We start from the raw sequence: 26,251 nt of genomic DNA on the forward strand, positions 1-26,251 counted from the left end.
CGGGGCTGGTCCGATATCGGCGGAATGGGATTTGTTCCCACAAGGGGGGATTTGTGTTGCGCACTGTCGCCGACGTGGTGGAGAGGCACCGCTCGTCCGGTCGCGCCTTCGAGGCCGACGGGGTGCGGAGCTTCGTTCTCGACCGGGGCGACGGACCGCCGGTGGTGTGCCTGCACGGCGTCCCGGCAAGCTCGTTCCTCTTCCGCAAGCTCGTGCCGGAGTTCGCCGGTCGCGGACTGCGGGGCGTCGCGTTCGACTTCCCCGGCCTCGGACTGGCCGATCGCCCGGTGGGGTTCAACTACTCCTGGAGCGGCCTCGCGGAGTGGACCGGCCACGCGATCGACGCGCTGGGGATCGATCGGTGCCATCTGGTCGTGCACGACATCGGCGGGCCGATCGGGTTCGAATGGGCCATCACCCACCCGGAGCGGGTGCTCTCGCTGACCGTGCTCAACTCGCCCGTCGACGTCGCGGTGTTCCGGCGCCCGTGGTCGATGCAACCCTTCGCGATCCCCACCGTCGGGGAGGCCTGGCTCGCGGGACTGCGCCCTCCCGGCTCCCGCTGGCTCTTCCGCCACGTGGGGCTGGCCGACCAGACCGCCATGGACAGCTCGGAGATCGACGCCTACTTCGCGTTGCTCAAGCGCGAGGACGGCGGGCGGGCGTTCCTGCGGATCATGCGCGGGTTCGAGCTGACGGAGGCGAAACAGGCCTTCTTCTACAAGGGCCTGCGTTCCCGGCCGTACCCGGCGCAGGTGGTGTGGGGGCAGTACGACCCCGCGCTCGGGGAGAACCGCCGCCGCGCGGTGCAGGACGCATTGGGAGTGGAGAGCGCCACTCAGCTGCGCGCCCGGCACTTCCTGCCGGAGGAGCAGTCGCCTGCCATCGCCGCGGCCGTCGTCCGGCTGGCCGGGCAGCAGGCCACGCCGCACTAGCCGCCCGGGTGCTGCCGGCGCCGCTCCTGGATGTCGGTGCGCACCATCAGCCGGACGCGGTCGGCGCGGTAGACGTCGCGGGCGAACTCCACGGGCAGCCCGGCCACCGACTGGGCCACCCGCTCCACGCTCATCAGCGCCGTGCCTCGGGGGACCCCGAGCGCGGCGGCGTCGGCGGCGTCGGCGCTGACCGACTCCAGGTACTCCACGGCGGTGTGCGGGGCGAGCCGGAAATGCAGCGAGAGCAGGTCGTAGATCGATCCGGTCAGCGGGTGGTCGAGCAGGCCGGGGAGGTGCTCGGCCGGGAACCAGGACCGTTCCAGCGCGAGTGGCGTGCCGTCCGCCGAGCGCACCCGCACGAGCTCGTGCACCGCCGTGCCCGGCGGCATCCGCAGCGCCGCCGCGACCGTCTCCTCGGCGGCCACCGTCCGCGCGGACAGCACCTCGGCCCCGGCGCGCCGGTGCGCCCGCCGCATCTGCTCGGTGAACCCGGCCAGGCCCGTGAGATCACAGTCGATCTTGGGCTCCGCCACGAACGCCCCGCCCGTGCGTCCCGGCAGCCGGACGAGCACCCCGCGGCGGGCGAGCCCGTCCAGTGCCTGCCGCAACGTCATGCGGCTCACCCGCAGCGCGGCCGCCAGTGCGCGCTCCCCGGGCAGCCGGTCGCCGGTGGCGATCTGGCCGTGCGTGATCTCGTCCATGAGCCACTGCTCGATCTGCGCGTGCACCGGCAGCCCGTGGCGACGTTCCAGGGTGGGGGCGCGATCGAGCAGTTCCGTCGACACGGTCCCAGGGTAGGCCGCGGCGGTTGCCGAGCCCTCGGGCCGGTGCGATCGTCGGGTATGGACCCAGCGACCGGTACCGCTCCGCTCCTCGGCGACTTCTTCCGCTACGCCGACCTCCTCACCGACGAGGAGCACGAGGTGGTGGCCCGGGTGCGGGAGTTCCTGCGCACCGAGGTGGCGCCGGTCGCCGTCGAGCACTGGACGCGCGCCGAGTTCCCGCACCACCTCGTACCGGGGTTCGCCGCGCTGGACATCGCCGCCCTGCCCTACGACGACCTGGACGGCCCGGCCGCCCGTCGCCTGCTGATCGGGTTCGTCGCACTGGAGATCGCCCACACCGACCCGTCGATGAACAGCTTCTTCGGCATCCACAACGGCCTCGCGATGGGCAGCATCGACCTGTGCGGCTCGGCCGAGCAGCGGGCGCGCTGGTTGCCTGCCATGGCGCGGATGGAGCGGATCGGTGCGTTCGGCCTCACGGAGCCCGACGGCGGGTCGGACGTCGCCCGCGGGCTGCGGACCACCGCCCGCCGCGTGGGCTCCGGACCGGACGCGGAGTGGGTGCTCGATGGTGAGAAGCGCTGGATCGGCAACGGGACCTTCGCCGACCTCGTCGTGATCTGGGCCCGCGACGTCGCCGACGACTCCGTGAAGGGCTTCGTCGTGGCGCAGGACAACCCCGGCATGACCACCAGCAAGATCGAGAACAAGGTCGCGCTGCGCACCGTGCAGAACGCCGACATCCTGCTCCAGGACTGTCGCGTGCCCGAGTCCGACCGGCTGCAGAACGCCGGCTCCTTCGCCGACACCAACAAGGTGCTGCGGCGTACCCGTGGGGGAGTGGCGTGGGGCTCCACCGGCACGATGATGGCCGCCTACGAGATCGCCCTGGCGTATGCGAAGGAACGCGAGCAGTTCGGCCGTCCGATCGCGGGGTTCCAGCTCGTGCAGGACCTCCTGGTCCGGATGCTGGGCAACATCACCGCCTCGTTCGGGATGGCGGTCCGGCTCGCACAGCTGCAGGACGCGGGGGAGGCCCGCGACGAGCACGCCGCGCTCGCCAAGGAGTTCTGCACGAGCCGGATGCGCGAGACCGTCGCGCTCGCCCGCGAGGTGGTCGGGGGCAACGGCGTGGTCCTCGACTACGGGGTGGCGAAGTTCTTCGCCGACGCCGAGGCCCTCTACTCGTTCGAAGGCACCCGCCAGATCAACACCCTGGTGGTGGGCCGGGCGATCACCGGCCACAGCGCATTCATCTGACCCGGCCCCAGGGCCCGAGGAAGTTCAGGAAAGCCACTTTCCTGCCCTGAGAGGGCCTGAAAGTGGCTTTCCTGAACCGCGGGGGGTGGTTGCCGGGGTCGGGTTCCCGAAACGAACGTAGGCGCCGTCGCTGAAGGCGACGTGGTCCGGGGGGCGGTGCGTGAGGTCGCCGAGGCCGGCCGCGGCGATCAGCCCGTCGTCGAGCTCCAGCACCTCCGCCGTGCGCAGCGGCCAGGTGGCGTGTTCGTTGGGCAGGTACCAGGTGCGGCCGAGATGAGCCGTGTGCAGGCCCCAACGCGCCGTGAGGAACTGCTCCAGCGGGCCGTCGGGGGCCTGCGTGCCGGCGCGCACGACGATGCGGCTGCGTGCGGACACCCCGGGCCACCGCACCCGCGTCGCGTAGCCGCGCACGTCCCCGTCGGCGACGAAACGCATCCGCGCCCACCGGTAGGGCAGCCCGAAGGCCGCGCGGGCGGCTGCCACGGCGACGGCCCGCTCGGCGTCGAGGCTGAGGAAGACCACGCCGCGCCGCCCCGTGGCGTCCACGGAGTACAGGCGCACGTTGGTCTCCAGGAACGTGCCCACCCACGGCAGGGTGGGCCCGTGGGCGAAGCCGGTGCCCGTCATGCGGAACGGCACGAGGCCGACGTAGGTCCAGCCGTCGAGGACGTCCGGCTCGACGCCGGGCGGGAAGAACCGGGCCACCGCGGCGGGCCGGACGGCCCAGTGCAGGAACGCGACGTCGCGCCAGCGCTGCCGCAGCAGGTGCGGGTGGGGCAGCGCCGGCGCGACGACCGACACCGGTTCGGGCGCGACGGGCTCCGGAGGCATCCCGCCATCCTGCCGCTCAGGCGAGGGACGCGCGCCACGCCTCGTGCAGGTCGGCGAACTCGCCGCTGCCGCCCAGCAGCTCCGCCGGTGACCCGTCCTGCACGATCCGGCCGTCGGCCAGCACCAGCACGCGGTCGGCGATCAGCACCGTCGAGAGCCGGTGGGCGATGATCAACGACGTGCGGCCGGCGAGCACCGTCTCCAGTGCGGCCTGCACCGCTCGCTCCGACGGGATGTCCAGGGAGGACGTGGCCTCGTCGAGCAGCACCACCGCCGGGTCGGCCAGCACCACCCGCGCGAGCGACACGAGCTGACGCTGGCCTGCCGAGAGCCGCCCGCCGCGCTTGCGCACGTCCGTGTCGAACCCGTCGGGCAGTGCCTCGATGAACTCGCGGGCGCCCACCGCCTCGGCGGCCGCCGTGATCTCGGCGCGGGTGGGCGGCCGGTGGTCGCCCCGATGATCGTCGTCGTGACCGCTGCCCATCGCGATGTTGTCGGCCACCGACCCGGAGAACAGGAACGCCTCCTGCGTGATCATCACCAGCGCGGACCGCAGGTCGGCGTCGGCGACGTCGCGCAGGTCCACCCCGTCGAGCCGGACCGCGCCCGAGGTCGGGTCGTAGAACCGCACGGCGAGCTTGGCCAGCGTCGACTTCCCCGCACCGGTGGCCCCCACCAGCGCGACCGTCTGCCCGGACGGGATGCGCAGCGAGAACTCCGGCAGCACCGTGCGTTCGGCCGCCCTCCGGTAGGCGAACCGGACGTGGTCGAACTCCAGGTCCCCGCGCACGGGCGTGGGCAGCGGCACCGGCCGGGCCGGTTCGGGCACCCCGGCCGGGGTGTCGAGAACCGAGGCGATCTTCTCCAGGGCCGCGGCCGCCGACTGGTAGCTGTTGAAGAACTGCGCCAGGTCGTCGAGCGGGTCGTAGAGCCGGCGCAGGTACAGCAGGAACGCGGTGAGCGCGCCGAGCGCCAGCGTGCCGTCGACCACCCGCAGGCCGCCGATCAGCAGCACGAGCGCCAGCGACACGTTGCCGACCACCCGGATGCCCGCGATGAACCAGGCGACGCTCAGGAACGCCTCGGTGTTGGCGTCGCGGTTGGCGACGGTGAGCCGGTCCATGATCTCGTCGTTGCGCCGCTCGCGACGGAAGGCCTGCACGGCACGGATGCCGTTCATCGTCTCGACGAAGTGCACGATCAGCCGGGCGACGGTGCTGCGGGTGCGCCGGTAGCTCGCCCGGGAGCTGCGCTGGAACCAGCGCGTGATCACCATCAGCGGGACGAACCCGATGAGCACGACCGCGGCGAGCATCGGGTCGAGCCACACCAGCAGCACGGTGACACCGACCAGCGAGAGCACGGCGCCGAACAGCCCGTCGAGACCCTTCTCCAGAAGGTCCGACAGCGAGTCCATGTCGCTGGTCAGGCGCGAGATCAGGCGCCCGGAGGTGTAGGACTCGTGGAAGTCCAGCGACAGCCGCTGCCCGTGGGCGAACACCCGCCGCCGCAGGTCGAGCAGCACGTCCTGCCCCACCCGCCCGGACAGCAGGAGGAACGCCGAGCGCAGTGCCGCCCCGGCGATCCCGGTGGCCGCGTACCCCGCGATGGACCAGGCCAGCGGCGCGGGCCGCCCGGCCAGCGCGGCGGGCACGCCGGTGTCGATCGCGGTGGCCACCAGCAGCGGGCCGGCCAGCATCACCAGGTTCTCGGCGACGAGCAGCACCAGCGCGACGGTGACGGCACGCCGGTGCGGCCGCAGCAGCTCCGCGACGAGCCGGCGGGCGCGCTGCTGCAGTTTCAGCCCGGTGCGCCGGTCGACGGCGTCGGCCTCGTCGTCCTCCGCCGCGATACCGCGCCAGGACTCGCCGGCGGTGTCGGCGTCGACGGTGGCGGCCTTGCCCGTGCCCGTCTCCGTGGTGGTGCCGACGTCGGACTCCGTACCGGTGCTCACGCGCCCACCTCCTCTCGTTCGTCGGCTCGTTCCTCGTCGGGGCTGGACAGCAGCCGCCGGTACTCCGGGTCCGTGGCGAGCAGCTCGCTGTGCGTGCCGACAGCCGCTATCCGCCCGTCGACGAGCAGCGCCACCCGGTCGGCGAGCTGGACCGTGGACGGCCGGTGCGCCACGACCAGCGCCGTCACCCCACCCAGCACCCGGCGCAGCGCCGCCTCGACCTCGGCCTCGGTGTGCACGTCCAGCGCGGAGAGCGGGTCGTCCAGCACCAGGACGGGAGGGCGCCCGATCACCGCACGGGCCAGGGCGAGCCGCTGGCGCTGGCCGCCCGAGAGCGACATGCCCTGCTCGCCGATGCGGGTGTCGAGGCCCCAGGGCAGCGCCGCGACGAACCCGTCGGCGCTGGCCACCCGCAACGCCTCCCAGACCTGCTCGTCCGACGCGGCCGGGAGCCCGAGCGCGACGTTCTCCCGCACGCTCGCCGAGATCAGCACGGGCTCCTCGAACGCGGTGGCCACGATCGTGCGCAGGTCGGCCAGCCGCAGGTCGCGCACGTCGACCCCGTCGATGAGCACGGCGCCGCCGGTGACGTCGTAGAGCCTGCCGACGAGCGCGGTGAGGGTGGTCTTGCCCGAGCCGGTGGCACCGACCAGCGCCATCGTCTCGCCCGGCCGCAGCGCCAGGTCGACGCCGTGCAGGACGTCGCGGCTCCCGCCCGGGTAGCGGAAGGACACCTCGTGCAGGACGAGCTCGCCCCGCACCGGGTCCGGCGCCGGAACCGGCGTGGCCGGATCGGTGATCGCCGGCACCACATCGCGGACCTCCCAGTACCGGCGGGTGGCGGCCGCGGCGTTGCTGGCCTCCGCCAGCAGCCAGCCGATCGACGCGATCGGCCAGAACAGGTAGGTCATGACGGTGACGGCGCCGACGAGGGTGCCGAGGGTGAGCGTGCCGGTGGCGACGCCGTAGGCCCCCAGCCCGAGTATCAGCGCGATGGCCGACTCGGGCAGCATCACGAGCACCGCCCACAGCGCCGCGAGCAGCCGGATCTTCAGCAGCTCGGTGCCGCGCAGCCCGCGCGCGTCGGCCACGAAGCGCGCCGTGAGCCTGCGCCCCCGGCCGAGCGACTTGAGCACGCGGATGCCCAGCGCCGACTCCTCCACCACCGTGGCGAGATCGCCTGCCTGGTCCTGCGAGCGGCGGGCGGCCACCGAGAAGCGGCGCTCCAGCGCGAGGGTGAGCACGATCAGCGGCACTGCGATCACGGCGATGACCAGACCCAGCACGGGGGAGAGCCACAGCAGCACCCCGACGCCCGCCACCATCGTCAGGACGTTGACCACGAGGAAGATCCCCGAGAACGCGACGAACCACCGGATGGTGTTGAGGTCCGTCGTCGCCCGGGAGAGCAGCTGCCCCGAGGGCCACCGGTCGTGGAAGGCCACGGGCAGCCGCTGCAGGTGCGCGAACAGGTCCTCCCGCATGGTGGCCTCGATGCGGGTGCTCGGGCGGGCGACGAGGCGCCGCCGCAGGAACATCAGCCCCGCTTCGAGCAGGCCGAACGCGAGGACCCCGAGCACCAGCCACGGCAGCACCGACAGCTCGGACCGGGCGATCGGCCCGTCCACGATGGCCCGGGTGACCAGCGGGATCGCCAACCCGGCGAGGCTGCTCGCGAGCGCGGCGAGGCCGCCTCCGATCAGGGCGGCTCGGTGGGGACGGACGTACGGGGCGAGGCGGCGCAGCGCACCGAGGGTGGCGCGGTGGGGCTGCTGCTCGAGATGGTCGCTCATGGCATCGATCACGGTAGATTTTTCCGAACCGCGACGCATGCGAGTTCTGGCATGCCTGTCACCGTGCGACCTCGAGGCGGGTGGAGGTCAAGGGCGCGGTTGTAGCACTCTGGAGGGAGCAGAAACAGTCGGGTCGGGAAGGATCTGAGGACGTGGCGTTGCGGATCGGCTACAAGGCCTCGGCGGAGCAGTTCGCGCCGCGGGAGCTCGTGGAGTACGCGGTGCGGGCGGAAGAGCTGGGCCTGGACAGCGTGGTGACGTCGGATCACTTCCTGCCGTGGCGGCACGAGGGCGGCCACGCGCCGGCCTCGCTGATGTGGCTCGCGGCAGTGGGAGAGCGCACCGAGCGGGTACAGATCGGTACGTCGGTGCTCACCCCGACGTTCCGCTACAACCCGGCGGTGCTCGCGCAGACCTTCGCCACGCTGGGGATGCTCTACCCCGGCCGCGTCATGCTCGGGGTCGGCACGGGGGAGGCCCTGAACGAGATCGCCGTCTCCGGACGGGAGTGGCCGGAGTTCAAGGAGCGCTTCGCCCGGCTGCGGGAGGCCGTCAAGCTCATGCGTGAGCTGTGGACGGCCGACGAGGAGGTCTCGTTCGAGGGTGAGTACTACCGCACGGTCGGCGCGACGATCTACGACAAGCCCGAGCAGCCGGTGCCGGTGTACGTGGCGGCCGGGGGCCCGGTCGTGGCGAAGTACGCGGGCCGCTCGGCGGAGGGTTTCATCTGCACCTCCGGCAAGGGCATGGACCTCTACACCGAGAAGCTGCTGCCGGCGGTTGCCGAGGGCGCCGAGGCGGCCGGACGCAGCCTCGACGACGTCGACCGGATGATCGAGATCAAGCTGTCCTACGACCGCGACCACGAGCAGGCGCTGGAGAACACCCGGTTCTGGGCGCCGTTGTCGCTCACGCCCGAGCAGAAGCACAGCGTCGACTCGGCCGTCGAGATGGAGCGGCTCGCCGACGAGCTGCCCATCGAGCAGGTGGCGAAGCGGTGGATCGTGGCGTCCGACCCGGAGGAGGCCGTGGCCCAGATCAAGCCCTACGTGGATGCCGGGCTGAACCACCTGGTCTTCCACGGGCCGGGCGCGGACCAGGAGCGCTTCCTCACGCAGTTCGCCGAGGACGTCCTGCCGAAGCTGCGCGCCCTGGGCTGAGCACGGACACGCCGGGACCTCGGTCGGCCACGCCGACCGAGGTCCGGTGGTTCCCGCTACTTCTTCTTGCGCGCCCTCGCGGTCTCGCGGTTGTTCGCCTTGCCGATCGCCTCGACCAGCTCGTCCTTGTTCATCGAGGACCTGCCGGACACATCGAGCTTCTTGGCGACGTCGAGCAGGTGCTCCTTCGACGCGTTGGCATCCACACCGCCGGCGGTGGGGAGGTCGCTGTCGCGGCCACCCCGGGCGGCCTGCTCGTCGGACGGACCCTTCCCGTCCTTGGGCTCCCAGTGGTCGCCGACCTTCTCGTGGGTGTGCTTCAACGACGCGAAGGCCGTGCGACGGGCGCGGGCACCGTCACCGTCGTAGCTGTCCATCGCGGAGTCGTAGGTCTTCTCCCACGTCCGTTCGGCCTTGTCGTCCGAGCGCTCCACCGTGCTCGGAACCTCGTCCTTGCCGGCCATATCGCTCACACCTCCGTTCGACTACGGACCGGTGCCCGCGGCGCGTCCAGGAAGCGCCGCACGCCCTTCATCCCGTACCGGTCCACCGCGGTCTTGATCAGACCGAAGATCGCGCCCTGCAGCGTGGCGGCGAGCAGCACCTCGCGGGTGCTGTAGTCGTTCGACAGCGGCTGCGGTGTCTCGTCCTCGTTCGACAGCTTCTTCCACACCAGTGCGAAGACCTGCCCCGCCACCAGGCCCCCGATCATCCCGAAGATCAGGCCGATCGGCTTGTAGGCGAGCTTCGCGAGGCCGGTCAGCTCGTTTCCGTCGCGCTTCATTCCGACCCCGCGGCACGCGCCTCGGCGCCGGTCTCCCCGGCGTAACCCGCATCCTGCCCACTGACGCGGCCGACGAACTCCTCGTTCTCGTCGGTACCGGTCGTGCTGCCGCCGTCCGGGTCGGCTCCGGAGTCGTCGGGGTGCTTCTTGCGATCGGGGTCCACCCCACCGGTCTCGCGGGTGCGCGCGAGGTTCGGGTCGGCGGCCACGTCGGGCTCGGAGGAACCATGCATGGACGGCGAGTACCCGATCGGTGCCCCGGCGACACGGTTTGGACCTTGCTGCGCCGGGCACCACTGTCTGCGTGGTGGACGACGGAGCGATCACGTACCTGGGTGGGCAGCGGTCGGACCGCAGGCTGCGGCTGCGGCACCACGCGCGCGCAACCGAGCTGAGCGTCATCCGCAGACGGATCTCCGCGTGGGCAGGCGGCAACCGCCTCCCCGCCCACACGGTGGTCGACCTGCAGCTCGCCGTCGGGGAAGCGGTGGCGAACGGTGTGGAGCACGCCTACGGCGCCGACGCCTCCCGCCCGGATGCCGACGCGGGCGCCACCGTGGAGGTGGAGCTGGAGCTCGACGGGAGCCCGTCGCGACCGGTGGTGGCGGTGACGGTGACCGACCACGGCCGGTGGCGACCGGTGCCGGTGGACCCGGGACACCGGGGTCGCGGGCTCGCCCTCATCCGGGAGCTGTCACGACGGATGCAGGTGTCGATGTCGGGCCAGGGGACCCGCGTGTGCTTCGAGATTCCCCTGGACCGGTTGCAGCACTCCGCGACGGGTTAGACCCGCCGGCGCTCAGCGCGTCGAGGTGCCCGGGACCGAACCACCGGCGACCAGGCGGCGCGAGCCGGGGGCTGCGGCCCCGCGGACGGAGCGCAGGCCCGGTAGCTGCACGGCGGAGCGCGGCATCGGACGACGTGCCCGCAGCACCGGCCACGCGGGCGACGGCGGGAACAGCGCCTCCAGCCCGGACGGAGCGGGGCCACCGACGCTCGACCGCAGCAGCTCCTGGTAGTCGTCGTACTCGGCGACGGCGGCGGCGATGTTGCCCTGGGCCAGGTGGGCCTCGATGAGGGCGCGGCGCGCGCTCTCCCGGCTCGGCGCGGTCTGCACGGCGGTCTGCGCCATCGCCACGGCCTCGTCGAAGCGGCCGGCAGACGACAGCCGCAGGCTCCGCTCCTCGATCGCGTGGAGCCGCAGCTGGCGGAACCGCTCGCGCTCCACGGCGATCCACGGGGCCGTCCAGCCCGGCAGGATGTCGGCCGACAGCAGCGCGATGTCCGGGTCGTGGTTGGTGGGGATCTCGGGCATCGCGCGCACGAGCCCCATCGCGTCGGCGAGGTCGACCTCGACGTCGGCGGCCAGCGCCATCGGCGCGGTCTCGTCGTCGTCCTCGGCGAACAGCTCCGGTACGTCCACGGCGGCTACGGCGTCGGCCAGCATGCGCGCCGCCGCGCCGGCGGGAACGCCGGGCCACAGGTCGGCGGCGAGGCTCGAGCGCTCCTGCGGCCGGGGATGCACGGCGAGGTAGGCGACGAGTCTGCGGGAGTCCACCCCGAGCGGCACGGTGGCGCCGTCGGTGGTCAAGGTGAAGGAGCCGAGCACGGTGACCCGGCGCCGGCAACCGGAGTGAGCCTGCATCATGCGAGATCGTCGCTGGTCGTCAGACATGGTGGTCCCAAATGTGATGGTGCCCGAATGTGGTGCTGACTATGGTTGTGCCCGAAGCTGGTGCTACGCATGTGGCCTGTCGGCGTCCCGATGGCGCACGAGCCCGCGAAGGAGTGTTCTCCCGACCGGGCCTGTTGCCAAGGGGCATATTCGTCACACTCACGGCCGGGCGCGGGCCATGCGGGTGACGCGCCGAACCCGATCTTACGTCACGGGGCGGCCTGCATGCGGACGTGGGTGCCCCAGCGGTCGGCCCACACATGGAGCGTGTCGCACAGCTGACGGGCGATCCACACCCCGCGGCCGCGGGGGTCGGAGGGGTGCGGGGCCTGCAGTCCGGGCAGCGGATCGGCGAGCACGCCCCTGTCGTGGATCTCGCACACGACCCCGCTGCCGCTGCTGGTCCAGATCGCGAGCTCGGCCTCGGACGCACCGTGCTCGACGGCGTTGGTGGCCACCTCGTTGACGGCCAGTACCAGGTCTTCTGCCCGGGACCGGCCGTACCCTGCGGCCCGCAGGGCCTCCTCGACGGCCGTGCGCACCTCGTGCAGCTGCCATGCGCTGAACGTGATCCGCAGGTCGGGTGGCCCGAGCAGCGCAGGCGCGGGAGCGGGCCGCATCGTGAGGACGTCGCGGGGGCAGCGGTGCTGGGGGTTGTGCACCAGCCTGCCGTCGACGAGCAGCAGCGGGTGGTTGTGCCGGGCGCCGTCGAGGATCTCGAGATGGAGGGGCAGCTCCGGGTAGAAACATGTCATCCGTACGGGGAGATCCGCGAGTGCCACGTTCAGGGCAGCGTCCAGCTCCGTCCAGAAGCTGCCGTCGGCGCCGTCGAGCGAGGCGGTGTGCTCCGCCAGGACGGTGACGGGCCCCCCGGTGCTGGAGGTCAGCTCGCGCAGCTCGAGCGCCCTGCGGGTGGCCAGGGTCTGGCCGGAGGCGCCGTCCGGGCCGTCGGGGTGGCTGAGCTGGATCAGCCCCGCCGTTCCCCCCAACTGGGTGTGCAGTGCCCGTTCCGTACGCGGACGCAACGCGAGCGCGACCGGTTCGCCGCGCTCCAACCCCGCGCGGGCCAGCGCGACGAGCTGGGCGAGCAGGTCGGCGTCCGAGCGGTGGTACCCGGCTGCGTGCTCGAGCCGGACCCCGACGGCCGAGCGGGTGGTCTCGATCCTCATCGGGCCTCCGAAGGCGCGTACTCGGGACGGGACTGCACGACGAGCTGTGCGGCGAACGGTGCACCGCAGCGGTCCAGCACGCGCAGCACGCGCGGCCGCACGCCGGTGAGCACGAGCCGGTGGGAGCTCGGGAACTCCTCGGCGGCGTGCACGAGGCTGACGGCTCCCGCGACGTCGAGGAACCGCAGCGACGACAGGTCGAGAGTGATGTCGGTGGGGCCGGCGTGCGACCGCAGTGCCTGGTCGAGCGCCGTCTCGAGCAGCCTGCGGATGCGGGGGCGGTTGCTGTGGTCGACCTCGCCCGCCAGCCGCGCGGTGCCGGCCCCGGTGCTGGTGATCCGCAGCAGGTTGTCGTCGTAGATCGCCGGCACGACGAGCTCGGTGTGGTGCCGGGCGCGCAGCTCCTCGATCGCGCCCTCGGGGAAGCGGCGCCGGTCGTAGAGGCACAGGACCCGGGCCGGGCGGACGCGGGCCACCTCGTCGAAGACGGTGTCGTACTCCAGGAGGGAGGCCCCGCCCGCGCGTCTCAGGCCGTAGTTGAACTGCCCCGTGACCCGGATACCGGTGTATCCCCGCTCGAGCGCGCCGTCGACGGTGCTGCAGATGAGCTCCTGCACCTGCGGCGGGGGGCTGCGCAGCGTGGCGCGTGTGGTGTCGGGCGAGACGATGGCGAAGCTGCCGTCGTGGAGCGACTCGGCCACCGCCACGCGGTCGTCCGCGAGCCGCTCGAGTACGCCGTCGACGGTGCCGTCGTCGAAGTACACGACCTGCTCGCCCGCGGCCAGCCCGGCGGCCACGAACGCGGCCGTCATCTCCCAGAGCTGCTCGTCGCTCACCGGAACGGCGCAGGCGTGGTCGACGGACCGCAGCTCCCCGACCGTTCTCGTCATCACGCATCCCTGCGGTGCCGCCCGCCATGGACCCGGACGCCGCGACCCCTTCGCCGGGAGAACGCTGCGTCACGTGGGCGACACTCTACGTCCGCGCACCGGGTGTCCGGATCGCTCGGGTACGGGGCCGGGCGGCGAAGCGGCGATCAGCCGCGACGAACGGGGCTGTCACGCCACCAGCGGTGGAACCATCACCTCCACGAGGTGCGGTCCCGGCTCCGCGGAGGCCCGGCGCAGCGCATCGGCCATCTCCTCGGCCGTGGTCACCCGCACCCCCGGCACGCCCATCCCGCGGGCGATCGAGACGAAGTCCAGGTCGGGTCCGCCGAGGTCGAGAAGGGCCTTCGCCCGTTTGCCGTCGTGCTGGACGAAGCCGGCCGCCCCGACCTGCTCCAGCTCGCCCCGCAGGATGGCGTAGGCGTTGTTGTTGTACAGCACGGTGGTGACGTCGAGCCCTTCGCGGGCGTGGGTCCACAGCGCGGAGATCGTGTACATCGCGCTCCCGTCGGCCTGCAGGGCCCACACCGGCCGGTCCGGGCAGGCCACGGCGGCACCCGTGGCCGCGGGCAACCCCCATCCGATCGCCCCGCCGGTGAGGGTGAGCCAGTCGTGGCGGGGCGCGCCCGCGGTGTCGCCGGGCAGGCCGAACCCGGACGTGACCGCCTCGTCGACGACGATGGCGCCCTCGGGCAGCAGCGCGCCCACCACGGCGGCGGCGCTCGCGACGGTGAGCGCACCCGTGGGCAGCTCGGGCCGCGCGAGCGCTGCCACGCGCGCCGTCGTGCCGGGGGTCACGAGGTCCGCGAGCTCGTCCAGGGCCGCGGCGGCGGCTCCTTCCCTGGCGACCACGGTGTGCACGTGGCAGCCCGGGGAGACCAGGTCCGACGGCTTGCCGGGGTAGGCGAAGAACCCCACGGGGGAGCGGGCCCCCACCAGCACCAGGTGCTGCGCTCCCGCGAGCTGGCGGACGGCGAGGTCGACCTGGTAGGCCAGCCGCTCCACCGGAGCGACGCCCGCCCCGCGCTCCAGGCGCGTCGGGAACGTCTCGGCGAGGACCTTCGCCCCGGTCGCGGCGGCGATCCGGTCGGCGGCGGCCAGGCCGTCGGCCCGGGTGGCGTCGCCGCCCACCAGCAGGATGCACGGCTCGCCGGAGCGCAGCGCGTCGGCCGCGGCCCCCACCGCGCCCGGTTCGGCCGCGGCCCGGGCCGCGGCGGCGACCGGATCGGCGACCACGCCGCCGTCCGGCTCCCAGCTGACGTCCGCGGGCAGGACGAGGGTGGCGACCTGGCCCTCCCGGGCCGCGGCCACCGCCGCCGCGGCATCGGCGCCGACCTCGGAGGTCAGCGCGCTGTGCCGCACCCATCCCGACACCGCGCCCGCGATGGCCCCGATGTCCGACTGCAGCGGGGCGTCGTACTTCGCGTGGTAGGTGGCGTGGTCGCCGATGACGTTCACGACCGGCGAGCCGGCCCGCCGGGCGTTGTGCAGATTGGCCAGGCCGTTGCCCAGCCCGGGGCCGAGGTGCAGCAGGGTCGCCGCCGGCCGCTCGGCCATCCGGGCGTAACCGTCGGCGGCCCCGGTGGCGACGCCCTCGAACAGGACGAGGACGGCGCGCATCTCGGGCACGCCGTCCAGCGCCGCGACGAAGTGCATCTCCGAGGTGCCGGGGTTGGCGAAGCAGACGTCCACCCCGCTGGTCACGAGGGACCGGATCAGAGCGTGGGCGCCGTTCACCGGACCTCGGTCCCGTCGGTCCCCCCGGTCCGCACCTCCACCGACGTGGCGGGCGAGGACACCAGCGTCTGCAGCACCACGCAGTACCGCTCCGTCAGCTTCATGAGGGTGGCGACCTGGTCGGCATCCGCGGTCGTGTCGAGGTCGAAGGTCAGCCGGATGTCGCGGAAACCGACCGGCGCCTCCTTGTCGACGCCCAGCGTGCCGCGGAAGTCCAGGTCACCCTCGGCGCGGACCGCGCCGCTCACCTCGAGCCCCAGCGACGTGGCGACCGCGCGCAGCGTGACCCCTGCGCAGGCGACCAGCGCCTCCAGCAGCATGTCGCCGGAGCACAGCTGGGAACCGTCCCCGCCGGTGGCCGGGTGCAGGCCGGCCTCGGCCAGCGCGGTCGCGGTGCGGACCCGGCAGGCGACGCCGGTCCCGTCGAGCTCACCCTCGGCCTTCAGCGTGATCAACGCCGCGTCCGGGTCCTCCCGGTAGCGGGCCTTGAGTGGGGCCTGTGCTTCTCGCAGCGCCATCGTGTCCATGGCAACGATCCTGCCTGCGGCGGCCCTCGCGTGCACCCGCCAGTGGCCCGGGGGTGCACCAGTAGGCTCCTGATGTGCCCGACCTGCCGACCACACGGCCCCGGGCCGACCGCATCGTGACGGTCCCGAACCTGCTCAGCGTGCTGCGGCTGGCCGGGGTGCCGCTGTTCCTCTACCTGCTCCTCGTGCCGCGCGCCGACGGGTGGGCGATCCTCGTGCTCGCGGTCGGCGGGTTCACCGACTGGCTCGACGGCAAGCTCGCTCGGCTGCTCGGGCAGTACAGCCGCCTCGGTGCACTGCTCGACCCGGCGGTGGACCGGCTCTACATCCTCGCGGCGCTCGTCGCGCTCGGTGCCCGCGACGTCGTGCCGTGGTGGGCCGTTGCGGCCCTGGTGTGCCGCGACCTGGTGCTGGGTGCCACGCTGCCGGTGCTGCGCCGCCGTGGCTACGGCCCCTACCTCGTCACCTACATCGGCAAGGGCGCCACGTTCCTGCTGCTGTACGCGTTCCCGCTGCTCCTGCTCGGCCAGGGCACCGGCTGGTACGCCGAGCTGGCGCGGCCGTTCGGGTACGCCTTCGCGATCTGGGGCACCGCGCTCTACCTGTACTCGGGCGCTCTGTACCTGGCCCAGTTCGTGCTGGCGATGCGCGCCGATGCGGTGCCGCCGGGGGTGGCGGGCGCTGCCAGGAGCGGGGACTAGAGTCGTCGCGTGATTCCCGAGGACCTCCGCTACACCGAAGCTCACGAATGGGTGCGCGACCTGGGGGACGGGGTGGTCCGGATCGGCATCACCGACCACGCCCAGTCCCAGCTCGGCGACGTCGTGTTCGTGCAGCTGCCGTCCGTCGGTGACTCCGTGGCCGCCGGCGGGGTGGTGGGGGAGGTCGAGTCGACCAAGTCGGTGTCCGACATCTACGCTCCGGTGTCCGGCACGGTGGTCGCCGTCAACGAGTCCCTCGAGAACAGCCCCGAGCTGATCAACAGTGGGCCCTACCAGGCAGGCTGGATGATCGACGTCCGGCTCGCCGACGACGCCTCCGAGGCGCCGGAAGGCCTGCTCGACGCCGCGGCGTACAGCGAGCTGACCGGAAGCTGACCGGCCCGGAACCGGACGCCGCCGCGCGGTAGGTTTGTTGGACCCACGGCACGTGGGGCCGCCACATCACAGAACGACGAGCTACATCCATGCAGGAGGAGACCCCGAGGTGACCACGAACGACGGGCCCGGCGTACCCCCGGAGCGTTCCCCGGAGACCACCTCGGTCTTCCGCGCGGACTTCCTCTCCGAGGTCGAGCCCCCCGCCCAGGACCAGCCGGTCTCCGGCGTCGACGCGCTTCCGGCGGGCTCCGCCCTGCTGGTGGTCAAGCGCGGGCCCAACGCGGGGTCGCGGTTCCTCCTCGACCGCCCGTCCACCAGCGCGGGCCGCCATCCCGACAGCGACATCTTCCTCGACGACGTCACGGTCTCGCGGCGCCACGCGGAGTTCCGCAGCGACGCCGGCGAGTTCGTCGTCGTCGACGTGGGCAGCCTCAACGGCACCTACGTCAACCGCGAGCCGGTCGACACCGCCGTGCTGGCCAACGGTGACGAGGTGCAGATCGGCAAGTTCCGGCTGGTCTTCCTCACCGGTCCGCGCGAGTCCGGCGCAACCGGCTGAAACCGGCGCCAAGACAACGGCTCGCCGCCCGTCCGGAGGCGGGCGCGGGCCGGGTGCGCCGTGTAGCGTCGACACTGCAGGACCGTCAGGAGGAGGGAAGCGCATGAGCGAGATGCGCGTCGTGGGCGTCCGGGTCGAACTGCCCGCGAACCAGCCGATCCTCCTGCTGCGGGAGACCAGCGGCGACCGGTACCTCCCGATCTGGATCGGTTCGGTGGAGGCCACTGCGATCGCCCTGGAGCAGCAGGGGGTCAAACCCGCCCGACCACTCACCCACGACCTGCTGAAGGACGTGATCACGGGGTTGGGGCGTCGCCTGGAACAGGTGCGGATCACCGACCTCCAGGAAGGCACGTTCTACGCCGAACTCGTCTTCGACGGTGGAATCAAGGTGTCGGCGCGGCCGAGTGACTCGGTGGCGCTCGCACTACGGATCGGGGTGCCGATCCACGCCGACGAGAGCGTGCTCGCCGAGGCGGGTCTGGTCATCCCGGATGAGCAGGAGGACGAGGTCGAGAAGTTCCGGGAGTTCCTGGACTCGATCTCGCCAGAGGACTTCCGCGGCGCCCAGCCGTAGGCCCGAGGGGCCTTTCGGCCTCGACACGCCCAGCACCGGGTGACCCGCGGCGGCGCGCCGCGTTGACCGGCCGCGCGCACGCGCTTACCGTCGGCTGTGACGGCCCGCTCTTGCGGGCCCCGGCGGAAGGAGCTCGGTGGAGAACCCGCCGTCCGGCTCGCCCGAACAGGGCGAGCTCTTCCCCGATCCCTTGCTGGGAGCCGGCCTCGACGGGATGCCGGATCAGCTCGTCGGCTTCCGTGGGCCCACTGCCTGCCAGGTCGTGGGGATCACCTACCGGCAGCTCGACTACTGGGCCCGCACCGGCCTTGTCGTCCCCTCCATCCGTGGAGCGGCGGGTTCGGGTTCGCAGCGGCTGTACTCCTTCAAGGACGTGCTGGTCCTGAAGGTCGTGAAGCGGTTGCTGGACGCCGGGGTGTCGCTGCAGAACATCCGCGTGGCCGTCGAGCATCTGCGCCGCCGCGGCATCCGCGATCTCGCGGGCATCACGCTGTTCAGCGACGGCACCACGGTGTACGAGTGTTCCTCTCCCGAGGAGGTCGTCGACCTCCTGCAGGGCGGGCAGGGCGTCTTCGGTATTGCCGTCAGCGGCGCGATGCGGGAGATCAGTGGCTCGATCAAGGACTTCCCGGTGGAACGAGCCGACGGCGGCAGCGTCGACGAGAGCCCTGAGGACGAGCTGTCCCGCCGCCGCGCCCGCCGCGCCATCAGCTGACGCCGTCGGGGATCACGCATCGACCTTGAACGGGTCGTGTTCGGCGAGCAGTCTGTCGAGGCGCGCCTGGTCCACGCGGCTGATCACACCCGCGCTCTCCTGCCGGTCGCGCACGCACTTCGCCAGCGTGAACGCGGACGTCACCACGTAGAGCACGGCGAGGGCGAGGAACGCGCGGACCCACGGGTCGGCCGGCAGGTAGGCGACGGCCAGACCGACCGCGACGAGCGAGACGGCGAACGAGATCACGGCCTGGACGTGGAAGGCGACGGTGGTCGGGGCCGCGGGCGGTGTCGTGGTCATGCCGGCAGTCTGAGGTTCGAACCTCCCCGGCCGCATCGGAAGAACTACGTATTCGGCCCGTTGCGGGCAGCAATTCCGGCAGGGACACGAACCTGACATGCGCCGCGCCGGGGATCGCTCGGCCGGGAGGGCTACGATGTGACCGGTAGTCGCCGAACCCGCGCGGGAGAGTCCCGGACGTCGTCGCAGCTGACACGTCGTACGGGCGCCGAAGGAGCAAATCCTCCCCGGAATCTCTCAGGCATCCAGGACCGCTCGGGCGAGACGCCTCTGGAAAGCGACGGGCGTGCCCGTCCGCCGACGGGGAAAGCCCGCTCTTGCACGGGGTGAATCTCTCAGGCGCCCGGGTACCCGGGCGGGGACAGAGGGGGAGGGCAGCAGTCGCCTGCCCATTCGCCTGACTTCGGAGGCCCCGTGACCGACGACCGCCCCGCGCTGACCGACCTCGAGCGGGGCATCCCCTTTGTCGAACGGCACCTCGGCCCGCGGGCCGCGGAGCTCGGCACCATGCTCGCCACGATCGGAGCCGACTCGCTCGACGCGCTCGCGGATGCGGTGGTGCCCGACAGCATCCGCGACCGGGAGACCGTCGCCTCCACGCTGCCGGCTGCGGCGTCGGAGACCGAGGTCCTCGCCGAGCTGCGCGCTCTCGCGGCACGCAACACGGTGACCGTCCCGATGATCGGGCTGGGCTACTCGGGCACCGTCACGCCCCCGGTGATCCGCCGCCACGTGCTGGAGAACCCGGCCTGGTACACGGCCTACACGCCGTACCAGCCGGAGATCAGCCAGGGCCGGCTGGAGGCGCTGCTGACGTTCCAGACCACGGTCGCGGACCTCACCGGGCTGCCGGTGGCGGGGGCGTCGCTGCTGGACGAGGCCACCGCGGCCGCCGAGGCGATGACCCTGCTGCGCCGGGCCGGCCGTGCCGCGTCCCCGCGGTTCGTCGTGGACGCCGACACCCTGCCGCAGACGATCGAGGTGCTGCGCACCCGCGCCGAGCCGCTCGGTATCGAGCTCGTGGTGGCCGACCTGGGCGCCGGGTTGCCCGAGGGTGAGCTGTTCGGGTTGCTGCTGTCCTACCCGGGCGCATCGGGCGCGGTCACCGACCCGTCGGCGCTGATCGCGGAGGCGCACGAGCGCGGCGCGCTGGTGGCCGTGGCCGCCGACCTGCTGGCCCTCACACTGCTCACCCCGCCGGGGGAGCTGGGCGCCGACGCCGCGGTGGGCACCACCCAGCGCTTCGGGGTGCCCCTCGGCTTCGGGGGCCCGCACGCCGGCTACCTGTCGGTGCAGCAGAAGCACGCCCGGCAGCTGCCCGGCCGGCTCGTGGGCCTGTCCCGCGACGCCGACGGGAACCCGGCGCTGCGCCTGGCGTTGCAGACCCGTGAGCAGCACATCCGCCGGGAGAAGGCCACCTCGAACATCTGCACCGCGCAGGTGCTGCTGGCCGTCGTCGCCGCCTGCTACGCCGTCTACCACGGGCCGGAGGGGCTGCGCCGGATCGCGCAGCGGGCCCACCGGATGGCGGCGGTGCTGGCAGCCGGCCTGCGGGCCGGGGGAGTGGAGGTGCTGCACGGCGAGTTCTTCGACACCGTGCAGGCATACGTGCCGGGGCGGGCCGAGGAGGTGGCCGACGCCGCACACGACGCCGGGATCGCGGTGCGCCGGGTGGACGCCGACACGGTGGGTATCGCGTGCTCCGAGGTGACCACCGTGGCGCACCTCGAGGCGGTCTGGAGGGCGTTCGGCGTCTCCGGGGACGCCGGGGCGCTCGATGCCGCCACCGAGGACGCCCTGCCGGCCGGCCTCGCCCGCACGACCGAGTTCCTCACGCACCCGGTGTTCCACGAGCACCGCTCGGAGACGTCGCTGATGCGCTGGCTGCGTCGCCTCGCTGACGCCGACCTGGCACTGGACCGCACGATGATCCCGCTGGGGTCGTGCACGATGAAGCTGAACGCGGCGGTCGAGATGGAGCCGATCTCCTGGCCCGCGTTCGCCGACCTGCACCCGTTCGCGCCCGAGGCCGACGCCGAGGGCACGCTGGCCCTGATCTCCGACCTGGAGCGCTGGCTCGCGGAGCTCACCGGCTACGCGGCCGTGTCGTTGCAGCCCAACGCGGGCAGCCAGGGCGAGTTCGCCGGCCTGCTCGCGATCGCGGCCTACCACCGCAGCCGGGGCGAGGAGCACCGCGACGTGTGCCTGATCCCGGCGAGCGCCCACGGCACCAACGCGGCGTCGGCGGTGATGGCCGGGATGCGGGTGGTCGTGGTGGCCACCTCGCCGACCGGCGACGTCGACCTCGACGATCTGCACGCCAAGATCGCCGAGCACGGCCCGGCGCTGGCCGCCCTCATGATCACCTACCCGTCCACGCACGGAGTGTTCGAGACGAAGGTCCGCGAGGTGTGCGACGCCGTGCACGCGGCGGGCGGCCAGGTCTACGTCGACGGCGCCAACCTCAACGCGCTGGTCGGGCTGGCCCGGCCGGGTGCGTTCGGCGGCGACGTGAGCCACCTCAACCTGCACAAGACCTTCTGCATCCCGCACGGTGGCGGCGGCCCCGGGGTCGGGCCGGTGGCGGTGGCCGAGCACCTGGCCCCGTTCCTGCCCGGACGCGGGGGACCGGGCGGCGTGGGAGCGGTGTCCGCGGCTCCGTACGGCAGCCCGGGCGTGCTGCCGATCTCGTGGGCCTACATCCGGCTGATGGGCACCGACGGGCTGCGGCAGGCGACCCTCACCGCCATCCTGGCCGCCAACTACGTGGCGAAACGCCTGGGTGAGCACTACCCCGTGCTCTACGCGGGGGAGCAGGGCCACGTCGCCCACGAGTGCATCCTCGATCTGCGCGGGATCACGCGTGACTCCGGTGTCTCCGTCGACGACGTGGCGAAGCGGCTGGCCGACTACGGCCTGCACGCTCCCACCATGTCGTTCCCGGTGGCCGGCACGCTGATGGTGGAGCCCACCGAGAGCGAGGACCTCGCCGAGATCGACCGCTTCGTCGACGCGATGATCGGGATCCGCGGCGAGATCGCCCGCGTGGCTGCGGGGGAGTGGCCGGTCACGGACAACCCGCTGCGCGGTGCACCGCACACGGCCGCCTCCGTGATCGACAAGTGGGACCACCCGTACCCGCGCGAGCTGGCGGCCTACCCCACGGGCGTCACCCCGGGCGTCCACGACCGCAAGGTGTGGCCCCCGGTGCGCCGGATCGACGGCGCCCACGGCGACCGCAACCTGGTGTGCAGCTGCCCGCCGGTGGAGGCCTACTCGTAGGACGCGGACGCCCGGGTGCGGTGAGGGCGGCGGACCGCCCGCCCTCACCGCACCCGGCCCGACACCCACTCCTCCTCTTGTCAACGAATCAATGACGCCAGCATCCGGTGTACGAAAGATTGACCGATGCGCAGGCCGAGAAGGCGGCGGGCCGAGCTACGGGGGAGTGGGCGCCGGCGGCCGGACCTGGGCCACCGCGCTGCGGTGGTCGCGCCTGCGGGGAGTGGTGGCGTGCGCGGCGTCGTAGAGCACGTTCTTCGCCTGGTCGATCAGGGCTTTGGCCTGGCCGATCAGCTCGAACGCGCAGGTGCGGGCGTCGGTTTCGTGCTGGGCGAGTTCGGTGCCGACCGGGCGCCAGTCGGAGCTGAGGTGGTCGCGGGCGTCGGCCAGCGACGTCCGGGCGGTGGTCAGGCTGGCGCGGGTGTTGTGCAGGATGTCGTTCCAGGTCGGCAGGTTCTGTTCGTTCATGTCACGGGACTTCCGTCGTGGCGAGGGCTTGTTCCCCGTGGTTCGTGAGGGTGACGACGAAGTGGTCGGCGAACTGCTCGGTCGCCGGCATCGTCTTGCCGTGCTTGATCGCAACGCCGTACGGGTTGATCAGCCCAAGGTCGCGAAGGTCGCGCACCCGCGCGGTCAGCTTCTGGTACCGGCCTCCATCGGTGCGGCCGTGGTAGGTGTGGCCGCCCATGTTGTTGACCTGGCTCTCGGCGATGGCCCGCAGTAGCGCGGTCTGGGTTGGCGGCAAGGAGGGCATCCTGTTCCGGCTGGCCGAGGCGGCCGTCGAGCACCCGGACGATGTGGTGCGGGATGCCTACTTCCAGTGGTGGGCGAGAAAACGTTGTGGGAACTGGTCCGGGAGGCCAAAGCCAACGAGCGTGCCTTCCAAGCACGGGTACGCACCGTAGGGTGACCGGTGACCTGTCGATCAAGGGCACGACCAAACCGGTGACCCTGGACGTGGAGTTCACCGGGGCGGCGCACGACCCGATGGGCAACGACCGGATCGGGTTCGAGATCGGCTGCACGGTCAACCGCAAGGACTGGGGTATCACTTGGAACGCGTCACTGGAGGCTGGCGGCGGGCTGGTCGGCGACAAGGTCACCCTGGGCATCGACGTCTCGGCGGTCAAGCGCTCCGGCTGACGCCGACCCGGTCCAGGTAGTCCCGCACGGCAGTCCTGCTCGCGCCGGGTGCGCGCAGCGCGAGGTAGCCATCAGGCCGCACCAGGACGAGGGTGTCCCCGGTGACGCCGTACGCGGTCCGCGCGTGCCCCTCGACGTCCACCAGATCGGCACCGCTGCCCGGCGCACCGACCGCCACCGGCTTGATGAGTCCACGGTGGGCGGTGCCGACGTCCTGCAGTGGACCGGCGCAGGACTCGCCGAAGCCGAGCAGGGTGAAATGCGGGCCGCGGAAGGCGTCGAACAGCCGCCGTGGCGTGCCGGAGCTGTCCACGCAGGGCGCGTCGGGCGCACGATCACCGGCGCGCGGTCCATTCCCGGCGTCGCCGTCGACGGACAGCGAGCTGTCCGGGTAGCCGAGCCCGAGCTGCTGGCCGTCCGGGGGTGCGCCGCCCGCGATGTCCGTGCTGCCACCGTTGACGAACCGCCCCGCGACCCTGCGCAGCCCCTCGGCACTCACGCCGAGCGTCCACGAGGCGACCGGGAGCCGCTCCTCCTGGTAGCTGTCCAGCAGCGACTGCCGCGCGCCGGAACACACCATGGCGAGCTTCCAGCCGAGGTTGTACGCGTCCTGGATGCCGGTGTTCATGCCGAGGCCGCCGGCCGGCGGATGCACGTGCGCTGCGTCGCCGGCCAGCAACACCCGGCCCACCCTGAACCGGTCGGCCATCCGCACGTTCACCCGGTACGTGGACAGCCAGCTTGCCTTCGAGAGCCGGATGCCGTGCCCGTCGGCGAGATCGTCCACGATCCGCCGGAAGTACGGCAGCGAGGGTTCGGGGAGACTGCCCTCCGCGCCGAAGTCGCTGAACGGTACGGCCTGCAGTTGCCAGGACCGCTCGTGGCGGAACGGGCACAGGGCCAGGAACCCCCGCCGGCGGACGGTCCACTGGTACCAGGCGTCCGGTTCGAGCCCGCCGAGCTCGACGTCCCCGAGCAGCATGGCCTGCTCCCCGTTCTGGCCCTCGAAGCGCACGCCGAGTGCCTTGCGCACGGTGCTGCGGCCGCCGTCGCAGCCGACCAGGTAGCGCGCAGCCACCCGCTCGCCGGTATCCAGCACCGCATGCACACCGTTCGCGGACTGGCTGAACTCGGCGAGGCCTGCGGCCAGTTCCACCCGCACGCCGTGCTCGGCGAGCCGCGCGCGCAGGATCCGCTCGATCCGCCACTGCGGGATCAGCAGCCCGCCGTCGTAGGGCCGATCCGGTGTGGGTGCCCGCTGGGCGTGCGGGTCGGCCTCGGCAACCAGGTCGCCGTCGAGGTACCGCCGGTGTGGCAAGTGCCGGAACCCGTAGTGCAGCACCTCGTCGGCGACACCGAGGTCGTCCAGCACCTCCTGGGTGCGTGCGGTGAGCCCCTTGCCGCGCGAACCGGGGAAGTGCTCGGCAGCTCGGTCGACGATGCGCACGTCGACGCCCCGGCGGGCCAGCTCGATGGCCAGCGTGAGCCCGGTGGGTCCGGCGCCCGCGATCAGGACGTCGGTCACCGGTCCCCGTCCTGGCCCATTGCCGGCGCCGTACCAGGCGCGTCGTTGCCGAGGTTCTGCCGCACCGAGTCGAAGATCCGCAGCCCCTGGCTGACCAGGCCGGCGGTGAGATCGGCGAGCCCGTCGGTGCCGTTGAGCACGATGACGTTCGCGCCGGACAGGCCCCGCGCGGCCTGCTGCACGATCTGCGGGAGCTGGACGATCAGCTGCTGGTCCAGCGCGACCCGGTTGTGCGAGGCGGCGGCCTCGGCCTGAATGGTGGTGCGTTCGGCCTCGGCCCCGGGCGCATCGGGGTGGCCCATCATCGCCGCCTGCGAGTAGCGGGAGGCACCCGCCGCGCTCGTGGTCCACGACAGACGCGAGTGAGCGATCAGCGCCCGCACCTCGTCGTAGCCGCTGACCAACCAGGCCGGATCCCCCGCCGGGGTCCGCACCGCCCTGACCGGCGCCGATGCGGCATGCATGCTCGCCATCACACCCTCCCTGATCCCGTGCAGTCACTGAGGCGATCGGCGGTGAAACTAGCCGGTTTCCGGGCAGGGTGTCCTCGTGCTGGAGGTGGAGATCGGGGTGGAGATCGGGGTGGATATCTGCCTGGGAAATCTCCACCGCGGTTTCCTACCGCGAACCGACGACACACCCGGGGCGGTGTTCGTAGCGTCGTCATCAACGGTCATGCCGTCGCGATAGCGACCATCGAAGGAGCACCATCCATGTTGATCGGATCCCTGCTGACTGCCATTGGCCTGTTGTCCGGTGTGCCAACCGCGGTGTGGCTGACCGTGGCTGTCCTCGCCGTGGTGGGCGTGATGGCCTTCAAGATGCGGGGGCGCCGACGGCGTTAACCACCCCTATCGTTCTCCCACCCTGGTCGCGAGGCCGAGGCCGCGCGACCAGGGTGATCCGGCTTGCACGAGTGATCGATCGGTGCGCCGTGGCGTGCTCGGGTTGGTCAGTGACATCGTCGCGCTACGGCAGATGCAGATAAGGAGCGACGACGGCTGGGTGTAGGCCTGGCCGGACTCGGCGGCATCGTCTACGGAATCAACGCCCGCACACCGGGATTGGGTCTTCACGGTCAGGCACTGGCCGTACTGATCTGCGTCGTGGTCGCATGCCTGGGCTGGCTGGTCAGGACCGTCACCGTATATCTCAACAATCAGCACCGCACCCTCACCGCGACCGCCGCCAGCGGGGCGCTGGTCACCGCAGGTGGCCTGCTCATGAGCATCGCCCCCACGCCCCCGGCGCTGGCCCTGGCCGGTATGGGAGCGTTCACCGCAGCCGTAGAGCTAACACCCGCACTGGCCACGACCCTGACCGCCGCCGGCGTCCTCGTCGCGGCCGTCGGCACCGCGACGATCGACCACCAATGGGTGGCCTTCGCCGGCTACTCCGGCGGACTCGTGGCGATCACCCTCGCGGGATTCAACTTCCACCAGTACAAACAACGCCTCGTCCAAGCCGAGCAGCTGCTCACCCAAACGCCGCGCCATCGGCGCGCTACGCAACGACGCCCCACCTCTTGGCGACCAACTCTCCGCGTTGGT

At 72.3% G+C, this 26,251-nt stretch carries 28 protein-coding genes and 1 riboswitch; of the genes, 11 read left to right on the forward strand and 17 right to left on the reverse strand.

Going from position 1 to position 26,251, the window contains the following annotated elements:
• The first annotated feature begins 53 nt into the window (after window positions 1–53).
• Window positions 54–935, forward strand: coding sequence for an alpha/beta fold hydrolase (locus ACQPZA_RS17795; protein WP_433282431.1), 882 nt, complete (start codon window positions 54–56; stop codon window positions 933–935).
• On the opposite strand, the gene ACQPZA_RS17800 is transcribed toward ACQPZA_RS17795, so the two are convergent.
• Window positions 932–1,720 carry a GntR family transcriptional regulator gene (locus tag ACQPZA_RS17800; RefSeq protein ID WP_433282432.1) on the reverse strand — a complete coding sequence of 263 codons (789 nt, stop codon included), beginning with the start codon at window positions 1,718–1,720 and terminating at the stop codon, window positions 932–934. The genes ACQPZA_RS17795 and ACQPZA_RS17800 overlap by 4 nt on opposite strands.
• Window positions 1,721–1,777: 57 nt before the next feature.
• Here ACQPZA_RS17800 and ACQPZA_RS17805 point away from each other — a divergent pair, with 57 nt between their 5' ends.
• Complete coding sequence (locus ACQPZA_RS17805) at window positions 1,778–2,980, forward strand: acyl-CoA dehydrogenase family protein (RefSeq protein WP_433282434.1); 1,203 nt, start codon at window positions 1,778–1,780, stop codon at window positions 2,978–2,980.
• Window positions 2,981–3,004: 24 nt separating this feature from the next.
• Here the strand turns inward: ACQPZA_RS17805 and ACQPZA_RS17810 are convergent, their stop codons facing one another.
• From ACQPZA_RS17810 to ACQPZA_RS17820, 3 genes are read right to left on the reverse strand one after another with little or no spacing between them, the layout of a single operon-like run.
• Window positions 3,005–3,811 (reverse strand): YqjF family protein, encoded by an 807-nt coding sequence (locus tag ACQPZA_RS17810; protein ID WP_433282437.1) that lies wholly within the window; start codon window positions 3,809–3,811, stop codon window positions 3,005–3,007.
• A gap of 16 nt (window positions 3,812–3,827) precedes the next feature.
• Window positions 3,828–5,765, reverse strand: a complete 1,938-nt coding sequence (locus ACQPZA_RS17815) for an ABC transporter ATP-binding protein (protein ID WP_433282439.1) — start codon at window positions 5,763–5,765, stop codon at window positions 3,828–3,830.
• On the reverse strand, window positions 5,762–7,558 hold the full coding sequence (locus ACQPZA_RS17820) for an ABC transporter ATP-binding protein (RefSeq protein WP_433282441.1): 1,797 nt from the start codon (window positions 7,556–7,558) through the stop codon (window positions 5,762–5,764). The genes ACQPZA_RS17815 and ACQPZA_RS17820 overlap by 4 nt, the downstream gene beginning before the upstream one ends.
• A 152-nt stretch (window positions 7,559–7,710) precedes the next feature.
• Between ACQPZA_RS17820 and fgd the strand changes: the two genes are divergently transcribed.
• The gene (gene fgd, locus ACQPZA_RS17825; protein ID WP_169394776.1) at window positions 7,711–8,718 is read left to right on the forward strand and encodes a glucose-6-phosphate dehydrogenase (coenzyme-F420); all 1,008 of its coding nucleotides are present in this window, start codon (window positions 7,711–7,713) and stop codon (window positions 8,716–8,718) included.
• Window positions 8,719–8,774: 56 nt separating this feature from the next.
• Here the strand turns inward: fgd and ACQPZA_RS17830 are convergent, their stop codons facing one another.
• The 3 genes from ACQPZA_RS17830 to ACQPZA_RS17840 are packed head-to-tail and all read right to left on the reverse strand — an operon-like array spanning window position 8,775 to window position 9,735.
• The gene (locus ACQPZA_RS17830; RefSeq protein ID WP_433282859.1) at window positions 8,775–9,182 is read right to left on the reverse strand and encodes a ChaB family protein; all 408 of its coding nucleotides are present in this window, start codon (window positions 9,180–9,182) and stop codon (window positions 8,775–8,777) included.
• A gap of 5 nt (window positions 9,183–9,187) precedes the next feature.
• Window positions 9,188–9,502, reverse strand: a complete 315-nt coding sequence (locus ACQPZA_RS17835) for a DUF4235 domain-containing protein (protein WP_169394774.1) — start codon at window positions 9,500–9,502, stop codon at window positions 9,188–9,190.
• Window positions 9,499–9,735, reverse strand: a complete 237-nt coding sequence (locus tag ACQPZA_RS17840) for a hypothetical protein (protein WP_169394773.1) — start codon at window positions 9,733–9,735, stop codon at window positions 9,499–9,501. The genes ACQPZA_RS17835 and ACQPZA_RS17840 overlap by 4 nt, the downstream gene beginning before the upstream one ends.
• Window positions 9,736–9,809: 74 nt before the next feature.
• Between ACQPZA_RS17840 and ACQPZA_RS17845 the strand changes: the two genes are divergently transcribed.
• Window positions 9,810–10,289, forward strand: a complete 480-nt coding sequence (locus ACQPZA_RS17845) for an ATP-binding protein (RefSeq protein ID WP_312858969.1) — start codon at window positions 9,810–9,812, stop codon at window positions 10,287–10,289.
• Window positions 10,290–10,301: 12 nt separating this feature from the next.
• Here ACQPZA_RS17845 and ACQPZA_RS17850 read toward each other — a convergent pair whose 3' ends face one another.
• The 5 genes from ACQPZA_RS17850 to ACQPZA_RS17870 form a co-directional block, all read right to left on the reverse strand.
• Window positions 10,302–11,150, reverse strand: a complete 849-nt coding sequence (locus tag ACQPZA_RS17850; RefSeq protein ID WP_433282444.1) for an AfsR/SARP family transcriptional regulator — start codon at window positions 11,148–11,150, stop codon at window positions 10,302–10,304.
• A 236-nt stretch (window positions 11,151–11,386) separates the two neighbouring features.
• Window positions 11,387–12,346: an ATP-binding protein gene (locus ACQPZA_RS17855; protein WP_169394770.1), complete on the reverse strand. Its 960-nt coding sequence runs from the start codon at window positions 12,344–12,346 to the stop codon at window positions 11,387–11,389.
• Window positions 12,343–13,236: an MEDS domain-containing protein gene (locus ACQPZA_RS17860; protein ID WP_433282446.1), complete on the reverse strand. Its 894-nt coding sequence runs from the start codon at window positions 13,234–13,236 to the stop codon at window positions 12,343–12,345. Before ACQPZA_RS17860 ends, ACQPZA_RS17855 begins: the two co-directional genes overlap by 4 nt.
• Window positions 13,237–13,404: 168 nt before the next feature.
• A complete protein-coding gene (locus ACQPZA_RS17865; RefSeq protein WP_433282447.1) occupies window positions 13,405–14,970 on the reverse strand; it encodes an acetolactate synthase large subunit in 1,566 nt (521 codons plus the stop codon).
• Window positions 14,967–15,497, reverse strand: coding sequence for an OsmC family protein (locus tag ACQPZA_RS17870; RefSeq protein ID WP_433282450.1), 531 nt, complete (start codon window positions 15,495–15,497; stop codon window positions 14,967–14,969). The genes ACQPZA_RS17865 and ACQPZA_RS17870 overlap by 4 nt, the downstream gene beginning before the upstream one ends.
• 74 nt (window positions 15,498–15,571) lie before the next feature.
• On the opposite strand from ACQPZA_RS17870, the gene ACQPZA_RS17875 reads away from it, so the two are divergent.
• The 5 genes from ACQPZA_RS17875 to ACQPZA_RS17895 all read left to right on the forward strand — a co-directional run bounded on the left by ACQPZA_RS17875 (window position 15,572) and on the right by ACQPZA_RS17895 (window position 18,448).
• A complete protein-coding gene (locus ACQPZA_RS17875) occupies window positions 15,572–16,198 on the forward strand; it encodes a CDP-alcohol phosphatidyltransferase family protein (protein WP_169394766.1) in 627 nt (208 codons plus the stop codon).
• Window positions 16,199–16,207: 9 nt separating this feature from the next.
• Window positions 16,208–16,594 carry a glycine cleavage system protein GcvH gene (gcvH, locus tag ACQPZA_RS17880; protein ID WP_169394765.1) on the forward strand — a complete coding sequence of 129 codons (387 nt, stop codon included), beginning with the start codon at window positions 16,208–16,210 and terminating at the stop codon, window positions 16,592–16,594.
• Between the two features lie 109 nt (window positions 16,595–16,703).
• A complete protein-coding gene (garA, locus tag ACQPZA_RS17885) occupies window positions 16,704–17,156 on the forward strand; it encodes a glycogen accumulation regulator GarA (protein WP_169394764.1) in 453 nt (150 codons plus the stop codon).
• Between the two features lie 103 nt (window positions 17,157–17,259).
• Entirely contained in the window at window positions 17,260–17,733 is a 474-nt protein-coding gene (locus ACQPZA_RS17890) for a bifunctional nuclease family protein (protein ID WP_169394763.1), read from the forward strand.
• A gap of 136 nt (window positions 17,734–17,869) precedes the next feature.
• Window positions 17,870–18,448 carry a MerR family transcriptional regulator gene (locus tag ACQPZA_RS17895; protein ID WP_169394762.1) on the forward strand — a complete coding sequence of 193 codons (579 nt, stop codon included), beginning with the start codon at window positions 17,870–17,872 and terminating at the stop codon, window positions 18,446–18,448.
• A gap of 12 nt (window positions 18,449–18,460) precedes the next feature.
• On the opposite strand, the gene ACQPZA_RS17900 is transcribed toward ACQPZA_RS17895, so the two are convergent.
• On the reverse strand, window positions 18,461–18,751 hold the full coding sequence (locus tag ACQPZA_RS17900) for a YiaA/YiaB family inner membrane protein (protein WP_433282453.1): 291 nt from the start codon (window positions 18,749–18,751) through the stop codon (window positions 18,461–18,463).
• Between the two features lie 153 nt (window positions 18,752–18,904).
• A riboswitch (glycine riboswitch) is annotated at window positions 18,905–19,015 on the forward strand.
• A 150-nt stretch (window positions 19,016–19,165) separates the two neighbouring features.
• Here ACQPZA_RS17900 and gcvP point away from each other — a divergent pair.
• Window positions 19,166–22,033 (forward strand): aminomethyl-transferring glycine dehydrogenase, encoded by a 2,868-nt coding sequence (gcvP, locus tag ACQPZA_RS17905; RefSeq protein WP_433282454.1) that lies wholly within the window; start codon window positions 19,166–19,168, stop codon window positions 22,031–22,033.
• A 156-nt stretch (window positions 22,034–22,189) separates the two neighbouring features.
• Here gcvP and ACQPZA_RS17910 read toward each other — a convergent pair whose 3' ends face one another.
• Together ACQPZA_RS17910 and ACQPZA_RS17915 are read right to left on the reverse strand one after the other, a co-directional pair.
• Complete coding sequence (locus tag ACQPZA_RS17910; RefSeq protein ID WP_433282456.1) at window positions 22,190–22,501, reverse strand: hypothetical protein; 312 nt, start codon at window positions 22,499–22,501, stop codon at window positions 22,190–22,192.
• 1 nt (window position 22,502) lies between these two features.
• Window positions 22,503–22,778: a hypothetical protein gene (locus ACQPZA_RS17915; RefSeq protein ID WP_433282458.1), complete on the reverse strand. Its 276-nt coding sequence runs from the start codon at window positions 22,776–22,778 to the stop codon at window positions 22,503–22,505.
• Between the two features lie 161 nt (window positions 22,779–22,939).
• On the opposite strand from ACQPZA_RS17915, the gene ACQPZA_RS17920 reads away from it, so the two are divergent.
• Window positions 22,940–23,176, forward strand: a complete 237-nt coding sequence (locus ACQPZA_RS17920) for a YceI family protein (protein ID WP_433282460.1) — start codon at window positions 22,940–22,942, stop codon at window positions 23,174–23,176.
• Here the strand turns inward: ACQPZA_RS17920 and ACQPZA_RS17925 are convergent.
• Both ACQPZA_RS17925 and ACQPZA_RS17930 read right to left on the reverse strand, forming a co-directional pair.
• A complete protein-coding gene (locus tag ACQPZA_RS17925; protein ID WP_433282462.1) occupies window positions 23,160–24,701 on the reverse strand; it encodes an FAD-dependent oxidoreductase in 1,542 nt (513 codons plus the stop codon). The genes ACQPZA_RS17920 and ACQPZA_RS17925 overlap by 17 nt on opposite strands.
• Window positions 24,698–25,174, reverse strand: a complete 477-nt coding sequence (locus tag ACQPZA_RS17930) for a hypothetical protein (RefSeq protein ID WP_433282464.1) — start codon at window positions 25,172–25,174, stop codon at window positions 24,698–24,700. The genes ACQPZA_RS17925 and ACQPZA_RS17930 overlap by 4 nt, the downstream gene beginning before the upstream one ends.
• Window positions 25,175–26,251 lie beyond the last annotated feature (1,077 nt).

The organism is Pseudonocardia xinjiangensis, from assembly GCF_050948425.1.
Taxonomy (GTDB): domain Bacteria; phylum Actinomycetota; class Actinomycetes; order Mycobacteriales; family Pseudonocardiaceae; genus Pseudonocardia; species Pseudonocardia xinjiangensis.

Excerpts from the sequence above, each read along its gene's own strand:
- ACQPZA_RS17855 (WP_169394770.1), bottom strand. The coding sequence starts at position 12,346 with ATGAGGATCGAGACCACCCGCTCGGCCGTCGGGGTCCGGCTCGAGCAC.
- ACQPZA_RS17930 (WP_433282464.1), bottom strand. The coding sequence starts at position 25,174 with ATGGCGAGCATGCATGCCGCATCGGCGCCGGTCAGGGCGGTGCGGACC.
- ACQPZA_RS17900 (WP_433282453.1), bottom strand. The coding sequence starts at position 18,751 with ATGACCACGACACCGCCCGCGGCCCCGACCACCGTCGCCTTCCACGTC.
- ACQPZA_RS17850 (WP_433282444.1), bottom strand. The coding sequence starts at position 11,150 with ATGATGCAGGCTCACTCCGGTTGCCGGCGCCGGGTCACCGTGCTCGGC.
- ACQPZA_RS17890 (WP_169394763.1), top strand. The coding sequence starts at position 17,260 with ATGAGCGAGATGCGCGTCGTGGGCGTCCGGGTCGAACTGCCCGCGAAC.
- ACQPZA_RS17910 (WP_433282456.1), bottom strand. The coding sequence starts at position 22,501 with ATGAACGAACAGAACCTGCCGACCTGGAACGACATCCTGCACAACACC.
- ACQPZA_RS17820 (WP_433282441.1), bottom strand. The coding sequence starts at position 7,558 with ATGAGCGACCATCTCGAGCAGCAGCCCCACCGCGCCACCCTCGGTGCG.
- ACQPZA_RS17870 (WP_433282450.1), bottom strand. The coding sequence starts at position 15,497 with ATGGACACGATGGCGCTGCGAGAAGCACAGGCCCCACTCAAGGCCCGC.
- ACQPZA_RS17840 (WP_169394773.1), bottom strand. The coding sequence starts at position 9,735 with ATGCATGGTTCCTCCGAGCCCGACGTGGCCGCCGACCCGAACCTCGCG.
- ACQPZA_RS17860 (WP_433282446.1), bottom strand. The coding sequence starts at position 13,236 with ATGACGAGAACGGTCGGGGAGCTGCGGTCCGTCGACCACGCCTGCGCC.
- ACQPZA_RS17810 (WP_433282437.1), bottom strand. The coding sequence starts at position 3,811 with ATGCCTCCGGAGCCCGTCGCGCCCGAACCGGTGTCGGTCGTCGCGCCG.
- ACQPZA_RS17835 (WP_169394774.1), bottom strand. The coding sequence starts at position 9,502 with ATGAAGCGCGACGGAAACGAGCTGACCGGCCTCGCGAAGCTCGCCTAC.
- ACQPZA_RS17830 (WP_433282859.1), bottom strand. The coding sequence starts at position 9,182 with ATGGCCGGCAAGGACGAGGTTCCGAGCACGGTGGAGCGCTCGGACGAC.
- ACQPZA_RS17805 (WP_433282434.1), top strand. The coding sequence starts at position 1,778 with ATGGACCCAGCGACCGGTACCGCTCCGCTCCTCGGCGACTTCTTCCGC.